Raw genomic sequence first — 20,221 nt, 5'->3', positions numbered from 1 at the left:
TCGATCAACTCATAAATAGTCGCCGCCCGGCGCGCTCGTGGCGCATTCCCATGATTTCGGTGAGCGGCGCGAACGATGCCATCGCCGCGATGTCGTCGTCGATGTGTCGCTCGCAGATCTCCGTCACGACTGGCAGGAGATCGGCCAGTATCGATTGAATAGCCGTGTGACTGAACCGGCCCAGACGCTGAGTCGCGCCGAGAACGCCGGTAACGAACGAGTACGCTTGTGCGAGACAAGCCTCGAGCTTCGACAACCCGCTTTGTTGGGCGACGACGCCGAACACGACCGGATAGTGACCGGGCGTCTCCCCGAGGTCGATCGCTTCGGCGTAGATTCGCTCGAACGAGCGGTCACCGCTCTCCGAATCAGCGGATGCGTCGGTTCGAATTCGGTCCCCGTCGACGAGCACGAGCTCCGACAACTGTCTGCCAGCTTTGGTCGAACTCTCGCGGAACTCTTCGGCCATCGTCACGGCGTGGAGGCGCTCGTCGACGGACGCGAGCGCGTCGAAATCCGCGTCGCCGCACGCGTCGTGTGCGTTCGCCACCGCAACGGTTTCACAGGGACCGACGATCCGCTCGAGATAGCCCCTGATGACCGCCTGTAGCTCGTCGGCGTCTTCGATGCGGTCTTCGTTGAGATACTGTTCGAGACCGTAGGAGGCCGTATAACCTCCGATCGGCAGAAACGAGTCCGACAGACGGAGCGCGGTCAAGAACGGGGCTGGCTCAGTCGCCATGGTGGTCGTGCCCGTGATCGTGTCCGTCGCCCTCGTGAGTATGGGTGTGTTCGTTATCGTGTGTGTGGTCCGCCTCGTGATCGTGAGAATGGTGGTCCGACTCGCCCTCGTGAGTATGGTCATGGGTGTGATCCGACTCGCCACCGTCGTGCTCGTGATCGAAATTCCCGCCACCGGCAGGCTCCGCGTCGAGGTCGGTCACGAACAACTCCGCGTCGACGGTTTCTTCCCGAACCGTCGATCCGGGAACGACGTCGGCGACGACCCGCTCGACGATGTGTCGGTCGGCCTCGAGCGGCACGTACACGACGCTCTCCTCGAGTGCGAGATCCCAGTGTTGGTTTCCGACGCGGTGGCCGAGTTCGACGGCCGCCGCGAGCGATTCCGAGGTCGGTTCGGGCAATTCGACCGCGAGCGCCTCGAGGGGCTCGAACGCGACGACGATCATTCGGTCGTCCTCGCGGACCAACACGTCGCCGATCGACAGCGCCGGTTTGTCGAGAACAACGCCCACGTCGGTTCCAGCGTTGGTCGTCGTTCGGAACCGCGATCGCTGTCGCCGGTCCGCATCGATCACGACTCGCTCTAACGTCCCGTTTTGGGCGTGGCGTTCTCGCTCGCGGTCGAGTTCGTCGTCGCCGTGGACGTTTCCGAGGACGCCGTCGATTCGCTTCATCAGTACCTCCGGTCGGCTGGAATGCCGACCTCGAAGAACGCCAGTCTCGTCTCGTCCCACGCGTCTCGGATGGCGTTCGTCACGTCGAGTTGGCGGTAGCCGAGGATTCGAACGACGACGCCGACCTCGTGTGGGAGCGTCGAAACCCCGACGAGGGTGGAATCGCGCGCGTCTTCCCGCTCGTCGGCTTCGTCCGCGGTCGTCGATTTTTCGCGGCGGGCTCGATCTTCGCCTCGAGGTGTTTCCTCGAGTCGATCGTGAATTCGATCGGTCAACGCCTCCGAATCGCGGTCGGGAGCGAAGACGTACAGAGAACCGATCACGTCGTACGCGCCGACGCTGGTCGAATCCCGCGGGTCGCGTTCGTCGGGGCGGATATCGACCGTATCGGCACAGACTAATTTGCCGTCGTGTTCGGCTTCGACTCGAGCGTGGTAGTGATCGAAGTCGAACGACTCGTGATCGCTCAGGCCGTCGGGAACGAGCACGTCGCCGACGAGCACGATCGCGTCGTCCTCGAGATCCACGCGAACCGTCTGCAGACAGCGCGCGTCCTCGTTGACGATCGTCGGTCCCGGGACGTACTCGAGGTAACTCCCGGATTTTGCCTCGAGCGCCGCGTCCAGGTGGGCGTAGTTCGCCCGCATACTGTGGACCTTGGTCGCGCTCTGAGTGGTAACGTTCGCCCGCGCGCCCGATCGGGCTTCTACCTTCATCCGGTGGCGGTCTCCCTGCGCGACGCCGCCCGTCGGCTCCTGTGCGATGAGCGTCGTGAGCCCCGGTATCGGATCGGTTTCTAGCGTTCCCGTTAGATGATACGGGACGTTGACGTGATCCCGGACGAGCCGAGTTTGATTGTTTCCCGCGCGTGCAAGCGTCGCCTCGAGCAGGCCGTTCTTCCCCGGTCCGCCCGCCGGTGCTTGCGCTAAGGACTCTTCGGCGTACGTCTCGAAGGCGGGCGGGAGCGCCGGAAATCGGCCTCGACGCGACTCCTTCGCGCCCGTGCTCACGCGAACAGCACCTCGCGTTCGACGTGCTCGAGCACGTCGTCGATTCCCTCGCCGGTTTTGCAATTGGTGAAGACGGAGGGGTCGTCCCCGCGGACGGCTCCCGCGTCGCGCTCGATCACGTCGAGATTGGCGTCGACGTGAGGGGCCAGATCGGTTTTGTTGACGATCAGCAGGTCGGCCTGGGTCACGCCTGGGCCGCGCTTTCGGGGGATATCTTCCCCCTCGGCGACGCTGATAACGAAGACGAAGTAGTCCGCCAGTTCGGGGTTGAAGGTTGCGGCGAGGTTGTCGCCGCCGCTCTCGACGATCACCACGTCCAGTTCCGGATGGGATTCGGTGAACTCGTCTATCGCCGCGAGGTTCATCGACGGGTCCTCGCGAATCCCCGTGTGCGGACAGGCGCCGGTTTCGACGCCGTCGACGAGATCCTCGGGGATCATGCCCGCGAACGACTCCCTGAATACGTCCGCATCTTCCTGGGTCATGATGTCGTTTGCGATGACGCCGACCTCGTAGTCGCGCTCGAGCAGCGCCGGGACGAGATGTCTCACGAGTGCGGTCTTTCCGGAGCCGACGGGGCCGCCGATACCGATCTTTGCGACGTCTCGGTACCCCATTATTCGACCTCCGTTCCTTCGGCTGACTCGAGATCCTCCGGGTCCTCAAGACCGTCCCGATCCTCGAGGTCATCTATCTCGTCGAGATCGTCCAGTTCCTCGAGCTGGTCTCGCGTATCCGCCCGAATCGGGTCGTGGATCGTGACGAGTTTCGTTCCGTCCGGAAAGACGGGTTCGATCTGTACCATGTCGACCATCTCCGGAACGCCGTCCATTACGTCCTCGCGGGTGAGCAACTGCGTCGCTTCGGCGCGAATCTGAGAGACCGATTTTCCGTCTCGAGCGCGTTCACAGACCCAATCGGAGACGTACGCGACCGTTTCCGGATGGTTGAGCTTTACGCCCCGATCTTTCCGTCGACGCGCGAGTTCGGCCGCCATGAAGACGGTGAGCCGTTCCATCTCCTTGGGCGAGAGCATCATCGGTCGGTCACCTCGAGAGCGGTTGCCGTTCGTTCGTGTGGGTCGTTCTCTGCGGCTGTATCGCCCATGGCTACACCGCGCGCTCGGGCTCGTCGACTGCAAATTCCTCGTGTCGTTGTAATCTCGTTCATAAATCGTCTTAGAGCATGTATCGCTGTGCGAGCGGGACTTCTTCTGCGGGTTCGCAGGTGACGTGTTCGCCGTCGATGGACACCTCGAATGTCTGGGCGTCGATGTCGATGTCGTCCGGACAGCGGTCGTTGTGAACCATGTCCGCTTTTCGAACCGAACGCGTTCCGCTGACCGGTCGAACCGGCGTTTTCAGGTCGTAGGCCTCCCCGACGCCGTTCTCGTCGGCGGCCTCGCTGACGAACGAGATCGACAACGCCTGTTTTGCACGTCCCTGTGCGCCAGCGCGTTCGCGGCCGATAATCGGCTGGCAGGTCATCAGCGAGCCGTTCGCTTCTCCCATCTGGGACCAGACGGGGAACCCGCCCTTGATGACCGCCTTCGGTTTGATCCCGAAGAATGCGGGGTTCCACAGGGCGATGTCGGCCAGCTTTCCGGGCTCGAGCGAGCCGACGTAGTCGTCGATGCCGGCCGTGATCGCGGGGTTGATCGTGTACTTGGCGACGTATCGCTTGATCCGTGCGTTGTCAGCGTCGGTCCCCTCGTCCGCCGGGAGCGGACCGCGTTGGTTCTTCATCTTGTGGGCTGTCTGCCAGGTTCGGCAGATGAGTTCGGCCATCCGACCCATCGCCTGGGAGTCGGTCGTCATCATGCTGATCGCGCCCGTATCGTGGAGGACGTCCTCCGCGCCGAGCGTCTCTGCGCGAATCCGCGATTCGGCGAAGGCCACGTCCTCGGGAACGTCGGGATTGAGGTGATGGCAGACCATCACCATGTCGAGGTGCTCGTCGAACGTGTTCTCCGTGTACGGCATCGACGGGTTGGTCGAGGAGGGGAGCATGTGCTCGTGGCCGACCAACTCGAGCACGTCGGGGGCGTGGCCGCCGCCCGCACCCTCGATGTGGAAGGTGTGGATCGCGCGCCCGTCGATGGCGTCGAAGGTCTCCTCGACGAAGCCCGACTCGTTGAGCGTGTCCGTGTGGATACAGACCTGGATGTCTTCGTCGTCGGCGACCTCGAGGCAGGTGTCGATCGCGGCGGGCGTCGAGCCCCAGTCCTCGTGGAGTTTGAGCCCGCAGGCGCCAGCCTCGACTTGCTCGTAAAGCGCTTCCGGCCGACTGCTGTTGCCCTTGCCGTAGAAGCCGACGTTCATCGGCCACTCCTCCGCGGCCTGGAGGAACCGCTGGATGTTCCGCGGCCCGGGCGTACAGGTCGTCGCTCCGCCGCCGAAGCCGCCCCCGAGCATCGTGGTGACGCCCGAGCCGAGCCCGTGTTCGACGAGTTGGGGACTGTTGAAGTGAACGTGAATGTCGAGCGCACCGGCGGTCGCGATCAGCCCGTCGGCCGGAATCGTGTCGGTACTCGGGCCGATGACCATGTCGACCCCGTCCATCGTGTCGGGGTTACCTGCCTTCCCGACGCCGACGATTTCACCGTCGCGAACGCCGATGTCTCCCTTGCAGATTCCCAAAATCGGGTCGATGATGACGACGTTCGTGAACGCCCAATCGAGCGTTCCGTCGGCCTGGGTCGTTCCCGACTGCATTCCCATGCCATCGCGCATCGTCTTTCCGCCGCCGAAGACCGCTTCTTCGCCGGGGACGCCGTAGTCGGTCTCGATCTCCGCGAGGAGGTTCGTATCGCCGAGTCTAACCCGATCGCCTTCCGTCGCTCCGAACAGGTCCGTGTACTCGCGGCGGGGCATCTCTCGAGTCATTCGTCTCCCTCCGTCGTTCCGTCGGCGTCCGTCTTCGGGTCGTCACCGCTCTCGCCCGTTTCCGTCCCAGTTCTGCTCGCGTCCGAGTCTGCGGAACGATCGACCCCCTGATACCCGTTCGCTTCGGCGCGCTCGAGTGCGCGTTCGCGAATTTCCTCGTCGTCGAGCGGGCCGTTTACGAGGCCGCCCATTCCGTGAACGATCCGATCCCCGCCGATGGCCACCAGATCGACCTCGCGCTCGCAGCCGGGTTCGAACCTGATGGCGGTTCCGGCGGGAATGTTCAGTCGATAGCCGTAGGCCTCGTTGCGGTCGAACAACAGGCCGGGGTTCGCTTCGAAGAAATGAAAGTGAGAACCGACCTGAACCGGTCTATCACCGGTATTCTCGACCTTCACCGATGTCGTCGCTCTGTCGGCGTTGATCGTAACCGGCTCCGACGCCGGGAGGAGTTCCCCCGGAACTATCGACGTCATCGATCGAACCACCTCGAGTGGTCGGCACGCTCGTTCCAGATATCGTTCATCACGATCACGTCTTACCAGACAAAGACCGTAAGTCTACGCTAGAATAACAATATTTGCCCACCATATCTTGATAGAACGGTAACTAATAACTACAAATAGATAGGCAGTCAATATTCGTCCATATGCCGTTCTTATTTGGTCATTTGTGTGATTTAGACGTGAAATAGAGTAAAACAGCGAACTGACTATGGGCGTTCAACGTTGGCGCACACTGTCTCACTTCAGTCGGTCCCGTAGAGCCGCGTTGCATATCGAAATTACCGCTCACGGTCGCCAGTATCGAGCAACGAAGGGATCGAAATACATGGCGGTTTCCAAAAGCAATAGAGTGCTATTTTGGGATTCTGTGATTTCAGGGGACATCTCTTTTACTATTGGACTGAGTGTACTCTCAAATCGACAGTCGTCCATAGTATAAGGAAAGGCAATCTGATTATTGTTACTTTACGGCTATCGGTGGCGGCTTAAGATATAGTATTATCTTGAGAGAACCCTTTTATACCTCCTCTAACTCGTCAGGGTGTAGATGACTACTGGACAAACGTGGTCTCATTCAGGGGAAATAGTTTATAATAACTACATTTGCGGCTCTGCCGACACCCCATCGGGTGATGTCGATGAGTGACCGTCGCTTTTCCCGCAGATCGGTGATCGCCGGAAGCTCGGTCGGGCTGGTCAGTGCAGCGGCCGGCTGCATCGAAGAAGGCGGGCTGCTCGGCGGCGGTGGCGGCAGTGACGGACCGATTATCGGGGTACTCGAGGATCGATCCGGCGAGTTCGCGTTGAACGGCGAGTCGAAGTGGCAAGCGTCGCTGCTGGCTATCGAGGAGATCAACGCGAACGGCGGCGTCCTCGGGGAGGAGGTCGACGTGTACGATCCCGACCCGCAGTCCGATAACGAACGGTACCAGGAACTCACGCGCGAAGCCATCAACAGCGAACAGGTCGACGCCCTCTGGGCGGCCTACTCGAGCGCCGACCGCGAGGCGATCCGACCGATCGTTAACGATCACGATCAGCTGTACTTTTACACGACCCAGTACGAGGGCGGCGTCTGCGACGAGACGGTCTTCCCGGTCGGCGCGACGGCCCGCCAGCAGCTCGGAGCCGTTATTCCGTGGATGATCGAGGAGTTCGGCGACGAGATATACATCATCAACGCCGATTACAACTTCGGGAACATCTCCCAGGACTGGGTTCGACTGCTGGCCGAGGAGGAGGGTGCCGAAATCGTCGGAAGCGAGGAGATCCCGCTCGGCGAAACCGACTTCGCGTCGACCATCAACGACATTCAGGCCGAAGACCCAGACTTTATCGCGTCGATGTTGGTCGGCTCCGATCACGAGAACTTCTACGACCAACGCGCGGACAACGAGCTCGATATTCCGATCGGTTCCTCGACTACGATGGCTCAGGGGTACGAACACAAGCGTCTCGATCCGCCCGGGCTCGCCGACATTTACGTCGGCGTCAACTACATGCCGGAACTCGAGACCGAAGCGAGCGAAGAGTTCACCGACAAGTTCTACGACGAGTACCCCGACGCGGAGTACGTCAATCAGGAAGCCCAGAACAACTACTTCTCGGTCTACCTGTGGAAAGAAGCCGTCGAGGAGGCTGGCACGTTCGATCAGGACGAAGTTATCGCCCAACTCGAGAGCGGGATGGAAGTCGACGCCCCCGAGGGGACGATCGAACTCGATCCGGCTACTCACCACATGACCCACCACATGCGGGTCGGCCACTCGGACGAGGACCACAACATCACGTTCGACGAGGAGCAGTATATCGAACCGTCGTTCCTGCACGAAGTCGGCTGTGACCTGACCGAGGAGTCGGAGACGACTCAGTACGAACCGTCCGACTTCTACGACGAAATATAGTATGGCAACGCATAGTTTACCGGATGCGGCGTACGTGCTCCTGAGAATCTTCTTCGAGTTCACCCACAGCTTCGGCCTTCTCGTTCTCGCGACAGTGGGACTCGCGGTCATCTTCGGGATGATGGGGATCATCAATCTCGCTCACGGCGAGTTCATTCTCATCGGTGCCTACGGGACGACGCTGTCGTTTCACGCCGGGCTGCCGCTCCCACTCGCGATGGTTACCGGCGTGGTCGTCACGACCATCTTCGGCCTGATTCTCGAGCGAACCATCATCCGGCACTTGTACGATCGACTGCTCGACTCGATGGTTGCAACGTTCGGATTGAGCCTCGTGATCATCCAGTTAACCAGAATTCTGTTCGGAAATACGACGAACAACGTCAGCCTCTCGATGGGGAGTATTAGCTACGGTCCGTACTCGAGCGGATCGTACCGCATTCTCCTCGCGGTGATCGCGCTCGTCGTCTTGGCCGTACTCTACTGGCTCTTCACCCGGACGAAGTTCGGTCTCCGGGCGAGAGCGACCATGCAAGACGCCGATACTGCACGCGCGATGGGCGTCAACACCGATCGGATGTACATGCTCACGTTCGGACTCGGTGCCGGCCTCGCGGGCTTGACCGGCGCGCTCTTCACGCCAGCGTTCACGGTCGACCCGGGAATCGGGAGCGAATTCCTCGTCGAATCGTTCGTCACCGTCGTCGTCGGTGGGCCGTCGGTGCTCATCGGGACGTCACTCGGCGGGGCACTTCTCGGGACCATCGATGCGGTGTTCACCTGGATCGGCGACTCGTTCCTCGGTGAGATCATGATCCTCATCGCCGCGATCATCACGATTCGGATCATGCCGGACGGCATTACCGGACTCCTCGAGGACTGGCGACAGAAACGGAGGGAAGACGAATGAGCGTCCGGTCGTCCATCGGAGCGCTCGCGGGCCGTCTTCGAGAGCCGTTCGAGGGTCCGAACACCATCGGAAACACGAACGGGTTCTGGATCGGCTTTCTGCTTACCGTGTTCCTGTTTGCCATCTATCCGATCCTGTTCGGCCCCTACGCCGCGTTGAATCCCGCACAGTTCCTCGTCTTCGCGTTGCTGGCCGTCAGCTTAACGTTCATCTGGGGATTCTGCGGCATTCTGAGCTTCGGACAGGTCGCGTTCTTCGGCGTGGCCGGTTACACGTTCGGTATCGTGACGATCAATATGCCGACCTACACGGGCGCGACGCTGGGAATCATCGTCGCCGTCGCCGTCGCTACGGCGTTCGCCGCCGTGATCGGCTACTTCATGTTCTACGGCGGCGTTCGCGACGTCTACGTGACGATACTCACGCTCGTCGTCGCGCTCGTTCTCCACACGTTCATGGAACAGACGGCCGGTTCCCAGTGGACGATCGGCGAGGCACATCTCGGCGGCTACAACGGGATGAACGTTCCTCAGGACCTCGCCGTCGGGTTCGGCGAGACCGGAATCGCGTTCGACGGCGTGGCCCACTACTACGTCGTCTTGTTCACGTTGGTCGTTACCTACCTCCTGTTGCGCGCCGTCGTTAACAGCCGCTTTGGCTACGCGATGGTCGCCACTCGAGAGGACGAAGCCAGAACGGAGATGTTCGGCTACAACACGACGTTCATCAAACTCGCCGCGTTTACGGTGGGCGGTGCGATCGCCGGCCTCAGCGGCGTTCTCTTCGTCACCTGGGGGTCCTACATCAATCCAAGCCAGTTCGAACTCGTCGCGGCCACGATGCCCGTCATCTACGCGAGCATCGGCGGCCGAAAATCGTTCGCAGGAACGATCCTGGCCGCCGTCGCGATTCAGTATCTCGAACTGCAACTGACCGGCGAGTGGGCGTTCGTCATCGTCGGCTCGTTGCTGGTGCTCGTCATCCTCACGATGCCCGACGGAATCGCGCCACGGGCCAGAAATCTCGTCCTCGCCATCGGCGAGTGGCGTTCGAATCGCGGCCAATCCGACCAATCGCCACCAGTAGAGGAGGTATCCGATTAATGTCTACGAGTGATCCAACTGTCAAGACGACCCGGGCAGTCGACGAAACGGGCAGCGGAACCGATCGCATCCTGCAGACTCGAGACCTCCGAAAGCAGTTCGGCGGACTCACGGCGACAGACGATGTCGATTTCGCCGTCGAGAAAGGAGAGCTTCGCTGTCTGATCGGCCCGAACGGAGCCGGCAAGAGCACCTTCCTCAACCTCATCACCGGCCGCCTCGAGCCGACCGCCGGAGCGATCTACTACGATGGAAGCGACATCACCGACCTGCAATCGCACGAGCGGGTCGACCGCGGTATCAGTATCAAGTTCCAGGTGCCGAGTCTCTACCAGGAGTTTACGGTCCGTCAGAACGTTCGAATCCCGCTCCAGCGGGTGGCCCCGAGCTCGGAGTACGAATCGCGCACCCGAGAGATTCTTAAGCGCTGTACCCTCGAAGACGAGATCGATACCGTCGCGTCGACCCTTTCACACGGGCAACAACAGCGACTCGAAATCGGCATGGCGATGGTCCTCGAGCCGGACCTCATGCTACTCGACGAACCAGTGGCGGGCCTCTCGGTCGAAGAATCCGCCGATATCGCCGAGTTGCTGACGTCGATCAACGAAACCGACGACGTCGCCTTCATCGTCATCGAACACGATATCGATTTCGTCGAATCCATCGCGGATCGCGTGACGGTGCTCCATCAGGGCGGGATCTTCACCGAGGGAACGATCGAGGACGTCAGGGCCGATCCCGACGTCAAGCGAATCTACCTGGGGGAGGATCACTGATGCTCGAGACCGAACACCTCGGCGTCTCGTACGGCAAAACGCCGATACTCAGAGACGTAAATATCTCGATCAAGCGGGGAGAGATCGTCGGTATCATGGGCAAAAACGGCGTCGGGAAGACGACGCTCGTAAAGGCCTTGATCGGCCTGCTCGACATCAACGACGGGCGGATAACGTTCGACGATACCGTGATCGCCGACGCGACCGCGGGTCGGGAATCGTTCTGGCGCGCGGAGTCGTTCCCGCAAGGCGTCGCCTCGACGCTGGCGGACACGCCGATCAGCGACGCACCCGGACGGCTCGGCGACTTCTTCCCGCTCGCCGCGGAACTTACCCCGGACGCGACCGCGGATCAGCGCGCGCGTGCTGGAATGGGATACATTCCCCAGGGTCGGGATGTCTTCCCCGAACTAACGGTCGAGGAGAACCTCGAGATGGGCGAGACGATCAACGGCGACGCTGGCGAGTTTCAGTACGACGCCGTTTACGACTTCTTCCCGATTCTCGAGGAGCGCCGAACGCAAGATGCGGGAACCTTAAGCGGCGGCCAACAACAGATGCTCGCGATCGGTCGCGCGCTGATCGGCAATCCGGATCTCCTGTTGCTGGACGAGCCCTCGGAGGGAGTCCAGCCCTCGATCGTCCAGGATCTCACGAGGGATCTCGAGCAGGTCAACGAGGAACTCGGCACGACGATCCTCTTCGTCGAGCAGAACCTCCACGTCGTCCAGAACCTCGCCGAACGCTGTTACGCGATCGACAAGGGAACGATCGTCGACGAACTCGGGCCAGACCGGCTCGAGTCTCGAGATGCAGTAACCAAGTACCTCGCGGTCTGAACGCACTGGAACCGCTCTCGACTTCGTTCCGCTGAATCTCGACTTCGTTCCGCCGAAACCGGTTTCTGCGCTACAGATCCCACTCTTCTCGAGCGTAGGCCATCTCCCAGAACTGGTGCTCGAGTCGAGCGCAGGTCAGGAACGCCTCCTCCATCGCCTCGTGCTCGCCGGGATACCGTTCGCCGCACTGGTCGACGAACGATCGCATCCAGTCGACGGCCTCGCGGAATTCGTCGCTCGTGTACTTTTCGATGAACGGCGTGTAGCGGTGCTCGTCGTCGGCGAGGTCAGCCATGTGATCCGCAATGTCGAGATACCCCTGTCCGCAAGGGTAGATTGCCGCGGCGATCTCGGCCAGGGAACCCTCGTGGGCGGTTCGCACGAGAAAGTTCGTGTACGCGACGCAAGTCGGCGACTTCTGTACCGACTCGAGTTCCGCCCGATCGATGCCGTAGTCGGCGGCGAACTCCCGGTGGAGGTCCATCTCGTAATCGAGGACGGTGTGTGCGACCTCGAGGAGGTGAGTCATCGTCTCCTCGTCGCGCGCCTTCGTGCCGGCGATCGCGAATACGCGTGCATAATCAAGCAGGTACCTGTAGTCCTGTCGAACCCAGGTGAGAAACGCTTCCTCCTCGAGTTCGCCCGTCGCGAGTTCTTGTACGAACGGATGCTCTTTTTGTGCCTCCCAGATGCCCTCGCCCGTCTCGAGTAGCTGATCACTGAACGCCATCGGCTAAACGGAAGGCCTTCCAGTGCAATATAATTGACTACTATAACTCCATTATACGCGGGATCGAATGGCTGGCTTTCCGAGCGAACGGGACAACCAAAGGTCAGGCTGCGACGAACGAGCGGAACGAGTCAGGAAAGTCGCGCCGTCAGATCCGCTTCGGTGATGATGCCGATTGTTTCGCCCGCTTCGGTGATCATCACGGCCTTGTAGTGCTCGAGGAGATTGCTGATCTCGTCGAGCGTCGCGTCTTTCGAGACCGTCGGAAAACTCTCGCTCATGTGGTTGTCGATGGTTTCGTCTCGGGACTCCGAATCGAGGTGGACCAGATCGCTCTGGCTGATCGATCCGACCGGGATGCCCTCTTGAATCACGGCGAGTTGCGAGTACGCTTCGGACTCCATCTTTTGTGCGGCCTCGCTAATCGGATCGTCGGGCGAGACGCTGACGACCGCCTCGTTCATGAGATCCTCGGCGCGGATAACGTCGCTTTCGGCCTCCTCGAGTGCGGTGACGATTCGACGCAACGTCGAGAGCCGCGGGTCTACGTCCCCGCCTTCGATCCGGGCGATCAGCGGCTGGGAAACGCTCGCCTTCTCGGCGAGTTCGCTCTGGGTCAGCCCGAGGTCGGTACGGCGCTGTCGGAGATCCGCGGGCGTCGGTAGCTCCATACGGCCAAATAACCACGGGTTATAGAAAGTCTTTGGGTCGTGTCGACTTTGGGCGGTAGTTATTCGTCGTCGTCGGCCTCGGTCTCGAAGACTTCGACCACCGATAGGGGGACGTCTCGGAGCGCGCCGCCGACCTCGCTCTTGGCGATTCGGGAAGCGTGTTCCTCACCGTCCGCGTTGAACACGTCTATCTCGAGGGCGAGCCCGACGAGGGCGGTGTCGGCTGCGATAAACGCGGAGTCGAACGGTTCGCCACAGGCGGGACAGCCCGTCGCGCCGACTTCGACTTCGACGTACTCCATGTTCTCTTGGTTGAGTCGCTTTCCGGCTTCGCTTACCGCGACGCCGATTGCGTCGTCGACTTCGCTGACATCACGAACGAGCCACGCGGCTTCCATCGCGACGAGATAATTGCTCATACGAACCAAACGTGGTGGGGGGTTTCCTCTCTTGCGATTCGCTTCTCGCCGATTTCGCCCCAACCTGCGGCTGCGGGCGAGAGTCAGATGATGGGCATAAGTTATGAGAATCAGCCGGAGTGAATCCGGTCAGGATAGCCGTAGTTCGTTTCGAATACGCCTTTGCTTGCGCTCTCTGCAACCTAACTTGAATCGCAAGACTGCGCCGACTCGAAACGGAGCGGGACGAACGTACCATCGGCAAAAGACACAAAGACTTATATACTCCCTCGGACTGGGCGACGATGAACGCTGATGAAATCCCGCGTACACAACGCCGCGCTGTTCGCAATGTATCAACTGTGCATCGTCGTCGGTATCGCCGCGATGCCACTCGCAATCGTTGCTAACCAGATCGGTCTCAACCTCCCCCTCCACCGAGTACTCGCAAACGTCGGCGAGGCCCTCGAGAACGCCCAAAAATAGACATAAGACGACCGTATACGCCAAAGCCGCCAGCGAAACCAGACGACGGTACCGACCCCCGAACGATCAGGCCGCCGCTAACGCGGCCGTCACGATTTCTCGGTGATGGCTTCACGGAATTTCGACTTAGGAAGCGACAGCGCTTCCATCTCCGTTGATGCATTCGCTCGAGAACAGGTGCGTCTTCTCGAAAGCGGAAACGAGAGTGGTGACCGCCGGTGTTTTATATCGCCCCGGTCGTTAGGTACCTATAATGCGAACACCGACACAAGACTCGGAATTCTCTCGGACGGTCGACCAGTTGGCAGACGATCCAGACCCGTACGGGCCTGAACTCGGTTCAATGCCCCAGAACGACCTTTCGCGTGCCGATCTGGACAACGTCAATAAGACCGGCACGACAACGATCGGCATCACGACGGCCGACGGGGTCGTCATCGCGACGGACATGCGTGCGAGTCTCGGCGGCCGGTTCGTTTCGAACAAGAACGTTCAGAAGGTCGAACAGATTCACCCGACCGCCGCACTGACGATGGTCGGTAGCGTCGGCGGCGCACAGTCGTTCATCTCGAGTCTTCGCGCGGAAGTCAACCTCTTCGAAACTCGCCGCGGTGAGGGCATGAGCATGAACGCGCTCGCAACGCTCGCCGGAAACTTCGCTCGAGGCGGCCCGTTCTTCGCGATCCATCCGATTCTGGGCGGCGTCGACGAGGAAGGAAGTCACGTCTACAGCATCGACCCAGCTGGCGGTGTCATGGAAGACGACTACACCGTTACCGGGAGCGGAATGCAACTCGCCTACGGTCACTTAGAACAGACCTACGAAGAGGGACTCTCGAACGACGAGGCGACGACCATCGCAGCACAGGGAATCAAGTCCGCGGCCGAACGCGACACTGGATCGGGTAACGGCGTCTTCCTCTGTGAGATCACCGAGGACGGCGTCGAAATCCACGGTCACAACGACTTCGAAGAAGTCATCTAGAGCCGACCGGATCGAGTTCGCCTTTTTGGTCGACGGAAGACACCGAGTTACAGCTAAGACGCTCACATCCATAAATAATCAACACCTTTCCTATCAGTACCATCTACTCGCATCTCGCTGGTCGTCTATCAGGTGCCGTTATCTATCAGATTCATCGTTCCCGTCGGTCGCATCCGGAAGCATAAACGAGAACGACGATCCCGCTTCGGGCTCTGATTCGACCCAGATCTCGCCGCCGTGTCGTTCGATGACTCGTTCGCAGAGTGCGAGTCCGATACCCGTCCCGGCGTGCTCGTTTCGATTGTGGAGGCGCTGAAACACCTCGAAAATACGGTCCGTCTCCTCGGGATCGATACCGATCCCTTGATCGCGAACTGAGATGACCCACTTTTCCCCCTTGCGTTCGGCCGAGACGTGAACCTGCGGGCGTCCGTCGCTGTATTCGATCGCATTGTCCAGCAGGTTTTGAAACACCTGTCGAAGTTGGCTGGCATCGCCCTTGACGTCCGGTAACGTTTCGGCGGTGATCTCTGCGTGTCTCTCCGCAATCTTCACCTCGAGGTCGGCGAGAACGTCTTCGAGCACGGTATCGAGATCGACCCGCTCGAACGGATCGCCCTGAGTCTCGACCCGAGAGTAGGCCAGAAGTCCGTCGATCATGTCGCGCATCCGTTCTGCGCCGTCGACCGCGAACTCGATGAATTCCTTCCCGTCCTCGTCGAGGACGTCATCGTACCGCCGTTCGAGGAGCTGGAGATAACTCGAGATCATTCGCAGGGGCTCTTGAAGGTCGTGACTGGCCGCGTAGGCGAACTGCTCGAGGCGCCTGGTCTCCGCCCGTAAATCGTCGATATACTCCCGGCGTTCGAAGTAGAACTTCACGAGCGTCACGAGCGTATCGATCAGCTCTCGTTCTTCCTCGATGAACCGCTCGATATCGTTCTCGACGGCCGCTTCGACGGTGGCAATATCTATCCTGATCGGCGTTCCGTTGGCAGTGGTGTTCCGGGCCGTAATCGTCCGGTCGAGCGATTCGAACGCATCGGTCGAAGCCTCGTGGTCGCCGACCGAAATGCGCACTTCGGTGTGCTCGGGATACTGGAAGGACTGTGAAAGTTTCGCGACGAACTCCCGAAGCAACCCCTCGACCGGTTGGCTGCCGGTTTCGATCAAGTTTGCGGCGGCCTGAACGGCGGTGAGTTCCTTTTCGCGCTCCTCGAGCGCTCGTTTGCGCCGGTTTGCCAGTTCTTTCAGGTCGGTGATGTCCGTCGCGGTCACGACGACCTGATCGGGATCGCCCCGCTCGTCGGTTATCGGTGCGGCGTTTACCGACAGCCACGTCTGTTGACTGCCCGAGGCATCGAGGCAGATTTCCTGGTCGTATAGGGGCTCACCCGTCTCGAACACGCGGCTTGCGGGCCGTTCCTCCAACTGAAGAAATTGTCCGCTTGCATCGAACATGTCTCGTTGGTCCGCAGTGTACGTCGACGCGTCGTCCGACGAAACGTCGAGCAGGTCTGCCATGCGATCGTTGATCCGACTGACCGATCCGTCGGGGTTCGCGACTACGATACCGACCGGGCTCGTCTCCAGAATCTGCTCGGTGAGGTCGCGTTCGCGCTGTAGTTGCTGTTCACGTTCTCGCCGGTCGGTCATATCACGAGTAACCTTCGCGTACCCCTGTAACTCGCCCTCATCTCGGATAGCCGTAATAGTCACGTTCGCCCAGAACTGCGATCCGTCTGCACGGACGCGCCAGCCTTCGTCCTCGACAGCCCCCGCTTTTCTCGCCCGTGTGAGATTTCGTTCCGGAACGTCGTTCGCGCGATCAGCGTCGGTGTAGAATACCGAAAAGTGTTCGCCGAGCACGTGTTCTGCATCGTAGCCTTTGATCTGTTTGGCTCCCTCGTTCCAGCTGACGATACACCCCTCCGTGTCGAGCATGAAGATCGCATACTCTTCGACTGCATCGACCAACGACTGAAACTGGTGTTCACTCCTCTGATGGGCCTGCTTCGACTCTTTCCGGTCAGTTATATCGTAGTACAGTTCGATGCGACCACCACTGTAGCGACCGGACTCGATGGGTTTACTTCGGTGCTCGAGCCACCGTTCTTCGCGGTCGGGTCCGGGTGTGATTCGACACTCGAACTGTTCGACGTAGCTGTTATCGTCGTAGGTAGTCGAAACGGTCTCGGCGAACGATTCGGGATCGGCGACACGATTCGAAATCGTCTCCTGAATAACCGTGGACTTGTCCCTGCCGATGAGATCGGCGCGATTCACGCCGAAGTACTCTTCGACAGTTTCGTCGACCCAGGCGATGTCGAACTCCTCGTCGAGGACGAACACGCCGACGTTGGCTTCATCGATGACCGAGGAGAGCGACTCGTACGTCTCCCTGATCGACACAAGTGCATCGTGATCCTGCTCGTGATCGTCGGTAATCTGAACGATACCGACAGTTCCCTCGAACTCGCCGTCACTGGCGAGAAGGCTGAACCGCAACTCGCAGGGAACGCGGTCGCCACCTGCGGTTTCGATAGCGAACTCGAACGTCCTGTCCTCGTCAACACCGGTCTCCAGTCGGGCGTCGATTTCGCGTTCGAGGAACTCGACATCCTCCTCGTCGAGGAGAATCGAAACGTGCTCGCCGAGGAGTTCGTCACGAGCGCACCCCGTCTCCTCGACGATGCTGTCGTTGACCGCGACGAAACGGCCCTCCGTGTCGAGTTGATAGATCCCGTCCTCGACCGCGTTCACGAGCGTCCGATAGCGCTGGACAGCTCTGGCCCCATCCATGTTATCCGAAAACACACCGTCAGTGGGCCGTTCCCGTTCGCTCATACGATGGGGTGGCCCTTGTGTCCTAAAAGCCCTCTGCCAGATCTGTGATCGCTCCGGCCACCTCATCACACGTTCAGACCACTGATTACGACGGCCTAGAGCCGTATCGGTCGGTCCGAAGAGACACAATCGACGCCACGCATCTCGAGGAGTTTCGCCATGAACCGCCGTTCGATCGACCACGCATGGACCTCGAGATCGACCGTCTTCGCTCTGCTCACCAGCGGCGTCGACAGACACCGCCAGTAGTTCGCGCCGATCACGTCACAGTCGAGTTCGACCGCCGTCGTCACGGGTGCCTCGAGGTGTCGACTGGCCAGCAGTCCGGTGGGTTGGTCAGAATCGATCTCCCGAATCGAGCGAAGTTCGGGTTCGAGGAAGGAGGTCGTCACGACCCGGTTTTCGACGCCGTCGAGCGCCTCAAGGACGTCTGCTGCGACGTCGAGTTCTTTCATCTCGAGATTGATCTCTATCGAGGGCGGAACGATCTCGAGCATCTCCTCGAGGGTGGGGACGCGCTCGCCCGACTGGAGCACGGTGAGGGTCTGGAGTTCCTCGAGCGAACTGTCCGCTACCGCACCCGCGCCGCCGGTAACGCGGTCGACGGTTTCGTCGTGGATCACGACGAGTTCGCCGGAGCCACACCGTCGAACGTCGAACTCGACGGCGTCGGCGTATTCAGCGGCAGATTGGACGGCTGCGATCGTATTCTCGGGTGCCGTGGCCGCGAAGCCGCGATGAGCGATGAGCCGCATGAGAGCGTTGTACCTGAACTGGCACACGAACCGCAATCAAGCTGACGGAGAGGTGTCAATACGCAAACACGTACGATCACTGGAACCTCCGCTCGAGACGCCCACCACCCTCGGCCGGGTTCGATCACGTGATCCTATATCACTCCACGCACAACCAACGGGTATGAAAGCCGTTCGATACCACGAACACGGCGGGACGGACGTACTGGAACTCGAGGATGTCGATCGACCCGAACCGGACGAAGGCGAAGTGCTCGTCGAGATCGGCGCGGCGGGAATCAATCCCGTCGACACGTACTTTCGCGAGGGGTCGTACTCGCCGGAAGCGCTCCCGTGGATCCCCGGATCGGACTTCGCGGGGACCGTCGAGGCCGTCGGCGACGGCGTTTCCGAATTCGTGGTCGGCGACCGCGTATTCGGAACCGGGCTCGGAAAGACGATTCCGGGAACGTGCGCGGAGTACGCCGTTTCGCCGACCGACAGGATCGCGATTCTTCCGGACGGGGTCTCGTTCGAAGTCGGAGCCGCACTCGGCGTTCCCGCAGTGACCGCCTGGCGTTCGTTGATCGACCACGCCGACCTCGAGCCGGCCGAACGCTGTCTCGTCCACGGCGGAAGCGGCGGCGTCGGCCACGCCGCGGTCCAGATCGCGGCCGCGACGGGTGCCGACGTGACGACGACGGCCTCGCCGGAGTACCACGACCGACTCGAGTCCCTCGGCGCGGATACCGTGCTGGACTACGCTCGAGACGACCTCGAGGAGGCAGTCGTCGGGGCCGGGTCGCCGGACGTGATCCTGGACCACCGCCTCGACGACTACCTCCAGTTCGATGCGGACGTGGCAACGCAGGGGACTCGAGTCGTCGGCATCGGGAACACGGTTCCGGAGGCCGGCTTCTCGAACGTGCCCGCGGCGCGCTCGAAGGAGTTGCGGATCCACCTGATCAGCATGTTCAACACGCCCGACATCGCCGCGGTGCTTCGACGGGTCGCCAAACTCCTGTCCGACGGGCGACTCGACGCCGAAATCGCCCGGACGTACGACCTCGAGGACGTCGACGCCGCTCACGAGGACGTGCTCTCGGAGAGCTTCCTCGGGAAGCTAGTCGTCACGCCGTAGAACGGGTCACGCCGTAGAACGGACGCTGATCGTCGAACTCCTTCCACAACGCCAGAACGCGGGGTGGCCGTTTTTGCACCTTCGCGATGTACGGGTGTCCATGTCTGTCACGTACGACTTTTCAGAGACCGTCGCGGTAATCACCGGCGCGAGCGGCGCGCTCGGCAGTGCAGCCGTCGAAGCGTTTCGAGACGCCGGCGCGACCGTCTGCGCCGTCGACGTGGTCGAGCCGGACGACGAAGACAGCCTCCTCGAGCCCGACGAGGGCGTCCACTTCTACGAGGCGGATCTGACCGACGAAGCGGACGTCTCGAGCCTGTTCGAGGAGATCGTCGACGATCACGGCCGGGTCGATCACCTGCTCAACATCGCCGGCACCTGGATGGGAGGCAATCACGTCGAAGAGACGGACACGGAGGAGTTCGACGCGTTGATGAACATCAACCTGAAGACGGCGTTTTTGACCTCGAAACACGCACTCCAGCACTTACAAGATGCGGAGGGCTCGATCGTGAGCGTGAGCGCGCGCTCGGGCCTCGAGGGCGGTGAAGGCGACGGCCCGTACCGGATCACGAAGGCGGGAATTCGGATCCTCACGGAGACGCTCGCCGAGGAGAACCTCGGGACGGTGCGGGCCAACTGCGTGATGCCGAGCGTGATCGACACGCCGATGAATCGGGAGATGATGTCCGACTCGGATCACGAGAAATGGGTCGATCCGGCCGATATCGCGCGGACGATGCTCACGCTGTGTAGCGACGCGACGAGCGTCACGAGCGGCGCTGCCGTTCCGGTGTATGGAGAAGCGTAAAACTCGATCGGCAACCGAGGACGAGTTTCACCGACAGCACCGCCGCTGCTGACTCCGAGGGCGA

Annotated in this window: 21 protein-coding genes; 9 read left to right on the top strand and 12 right to left on the bottom strand. The window is 60.9% G+C overall.

Going from position 1 to position 20,221, the window contains the following annotated elements; all coding sequences use genetic code 11:
* Positions 1–4: 4 nt before the first annotated feature.
* From ACZ5C7_RS14840 to ACZ5C7_RS14810, 7 genes are all read right to left on the bottom strand, one after another.
* Positions 5–742: an urease accessory protein UreF gene (locus ACZ5C7_RS14840; RefSeq protein ID WP_464377066.1), complete on the bottom strand. Its 738-nt coding sequence runs from the start codon at positions 740–742 to the stop codon at positions 5–7.
* On the bottom strand, positions 732–1,418 hold the full coding sequence (ureE, locus tag ACZ5C7_RS14835) for an urease accessory protein UreE (protein WP_464377065.1): 687 nt from the start codon (positions 1,416–1,418) through the stop codon (positions 732–734). The genes ACZ5C7_RS14840 and ureE overlap by 11 nt, the downstream gene beginning before the upstream one ends.
* Entirely contained in the window at positions 1,418–2,428 is a 1,011-nt protein-coding gene (locus tag ACZ5C7_RS14830; RefSeq protein ID WP_464377064.1) for an urease accessory protein UreD, read from the bottom strand. Before ACZ5C7_RS14830 ends, ureE begins: the two co-directional genes overlap by 1 nt.
* Positions 2,425–3,045 (bottom strand): urease accessory protein UreG, encoded by a 621-nt coding sequence (gene ureG, locus ACZ5C7_RS14825; protein WP_464377063.1) that lies wholly within the window; start codon positions 3,043–3,045, stop codon positions 2,425–2,427. The genes ACZ5C7_RS14830 and ureG overlap by 4 nt, the downstream gene beginning before the upstream one ends.
* Complete coding sequence (locus ACZ5C7_RS14820; protein ID WP_464377062.1) at positions 3,045–3,467, bottom strand: urease subunit gamma; 423 nt, start codon at positions 3,465–3,467, stop codon at positions 3,045–3,047. Before ACZ5C7_RS14820 ends, ureG begins: the two co-directional genes overlap by 1 nt.
* A 139-nt stretch (positions 3,468–3,606) precedes the next feature.
* Positions 3,607–5,313: an urease subunit alpha gene (gene ureC, locus ACZ5C7_RS14815; protein WP_464377061.1), complete on the bottom strand. Its 1,707-nt coding sequence runs from the start codon at positions 5,311–5,313 to the stop codon at positions 3,607–3,609.
* On the bottom strand, positions 5,310–5,789 hold the full coding sequence (locus ACZ5C7_RS14810) for an urease subunit beta (RefSeq protein ID WP_464377060.1): 480 nt from the start codon (positions 5,787–5,789) through the stop codon (positions 5,310–5,312). The genes ureC and ACZ5C7_RS14810 overlap by 4 nt, the downstream gene beginning before the upstream one ends.
* A gap of 668 nt (positions 5,790–6,457) precedes the next feature.
* Between ACZ5C7_RS14810 and ACZ5C7_RS14805 the strand changes: the two genes are divergently transcribed.
* From ACZ5C7_RS14805 to ACZ5C7_RS14785, 5 genes are read left to right on the top strand one after another with little or no spacing between them, the layout of a single operon-like run.
* On the top strand, positions 6,458–7,723 hold the full coding sequence (locus ACZ5C7_RS14805; protein WP_464377059.1) for an urea ABC transporter substrate-binding protein: 1,266 nt from the start codon (positions 6,458–6,460) through the stop codon (positions 7,721–7,723).
* A gap of 1 nt (position 7,724) precedes the next feature.
* Positions 7,725–8,633 carry an urea ABC transporter, permease protein UrtB gene (urtB, locus tag ACZ5C7_RS14800; protein WP_464377058.1) on the top strand — a complete coding sequence of 303 codons (909 nt, stop codon included), beginning with the start codon at positions 7,725–7,727 and terminating at the stop codon, positions 8,631–8,633.
* Positions 8,630–9,736: an ABC transporter permease subunit gene (locus ACZ5C7_RS14795; protein WP_464377057.1), complete on the top strand. Its 1,107-nt coding sequence runs from the start codon at positions 8,630–8,632 to the stop codon at positions 9,734–9,736. Before urtB ends, ACZ5C7_RS14795 begins: the two co-directional genes overlap by 4 nt.
* Positions 9,736–10,515, top strand: a complete 780-nt coding sequence (locus ACZ5C7_RS14790) for an ABC transporter ATP-binding protein (RefSeq protein ID WP_464377056.1) — start codon at positions 9,736–9,738, stop codon at positions 10,513–10,515. The genes ACZ5C7_RS14795 and ACZ5C7_RS14790 overlap by 1 nt, the downstream gene beginning before the upstream one ends.
* A complete protein-coding gene (locus ACZ5C7_RS14785) occupies positions 10,515–11,354 on the top strand; it encodes an ABC transporter ATP-binding protein (protein ID WP_464377055.1) in 840 nt (279 codons plus the stop codon). The genes ACZ5C7_RS14790 and ACZ5C7_RS14785 overlap by 1 nt, the downstream gene beginning before the upstream one ends.
* Before the next feature lie 70 nt (positions 11,355–11,424).
* On the opposite strand, the gene tenA is transcribed toward ACZ5C7_RS14785, so the two are convergent.
* The 3 genes from tenA to ACZ5C7_RS14770 all read right to left on the bottom strand — a co-directional run bounded on the left by tenA (position 11,425) and on the right by ACZ5C7_RS14770 (position 13,174).
* Positions 11,425–12,084 (bottom strand): thiaminase II, encoded by a 660-nt coding sequence (tenA, locus tag ACZ5C7_RS14780; protein WP_464377054.1) that lies wholly within the window; start codon positions 12,082–12,084, stop codon positions 11,425–11,427.
* A 131-nt stretch (positions 12,085–12,215) separates the two neighbouring features.
* The gene (locus ACZ5C7_RS14775; protein WP_464377053.1) at positions 12,216–12,755 is read right to left on the bottom strand and encodes a CBS domain-containing protein; all 540 of its coding nucleotides are present in this window, start codon (positions 12,753–12,755) and stop codon (positions 12,216–12,218) included.
* A gap of 59 nt (positions 12,756–12,814) precedes the next feature.
* Positions 12,815–13,174, bottom strand: a complete 360-nt coding sequence (locus tag ACZ5C7_RS14770) for a DUF555 domain-containing protein (protein ID WP_464377052.1) — start codon at positions 13,172–13,174, stop codon at positions 12,815–12,817.
* A gap of 294 nt (positions 13,175–13,468) precedes the next feature.
* On the opposite strand from ACZ5C7_RS14770, the gene ACZ5C7_RS14765 reads away from it, so the two are divergent.
* Both ACZ5C7_RS14765 and psmB read left to right on the top strand, forming a co-directional pair.
* On the top strand, positions 13,469–13,639 hold the full coding sequence (locus ACZ5C7_RS14765; protein WP_464377051.1) for a hypothetical protein: 171 nt from the start codon (positions 13,469–13,471) through the stop codon (positions 13,637–13,639).
* Between the two features lie 253 nt (positions 13,640–13,892).
* Positions 13,893–14,624 carry an archaeal proteasome endopeptidase complex subunit beta gene (gene psmB, locus ACZ5C7_RS14760; protein WP_464377050.1) on the top strand — a complete coding sequence of 244 codons (732 nt, stop codon included), beginning with the start codon at positions 13,893–13,895 and terminating at the stop codon, positions 14,622–14,624.
* A 138-nt stretch (positions 14,625–14,762) separates the two neighbouring features.
* Here psmB and ACZ5C7_RS14755 read toward each other — a convergent pair whose 3' ends face one another.
* Complete coding sequence (locus ACZ5C7_RS14755; protein WP_464377049.1) at positions 14,763–17,471, bottom strand: PAS domain S-box protein; 2,709 nt, start codon at positions 17,469–17,471, stop codon at positions 14,763–14,765.
* Between the two features lie 95 nt (positions 17,472–17,566).
* Positions 17,567–18,226 carry a glycerophosphodiester phosphodiesterase gene (locus tag ACZ5C7_RS14750; protein ID WP_464377048.1) on the bottom strand — a complete coding sequence of 220 codons (660 nt, stop codon included), beginning with the start codon at positions 18,224–18,226 and terminating at the stop codon, positions 17,567–17,569.
* Between the two features lie 163 nt (positions 18,227–18,389).
* Between ACZ5C7_RS14750 and ACZ5C7_RS14745 the strand changes: the two genes are divergently transcribed.
* Positions 18,390–19,346 (top strand): NADPH:quinone reductase, encoded by a 957-nt coding sequence (locus ACZ5C7_RS14745; RefSeq protein WP_464377047.1) that lies wholly within the window; start codon positions 18,390–18,392, stop codon positions 19,344–19,346.
* 100 nt (positions 19,347–19,446) lie between these two features.
* Positions 19,447–20,157, top strand: coding sequence for an SDR family oxidoreductase (locus tag ACZ5C7_RS14740; RefSeq protein WP_464377046.1), 711 nt, complete (start codon positions 19,447–19,449; stop codon positions 20,155–20,157).
* Positions 20,158–20,221 lie beyond the last annotated feature (64 nt).

It is taken from the genome of Halostagnicola alkaliphila (assembly GCF_055379965.1).
This window is presented reverse-complemented; position numbering and strand designations above follow the sequence as displayed.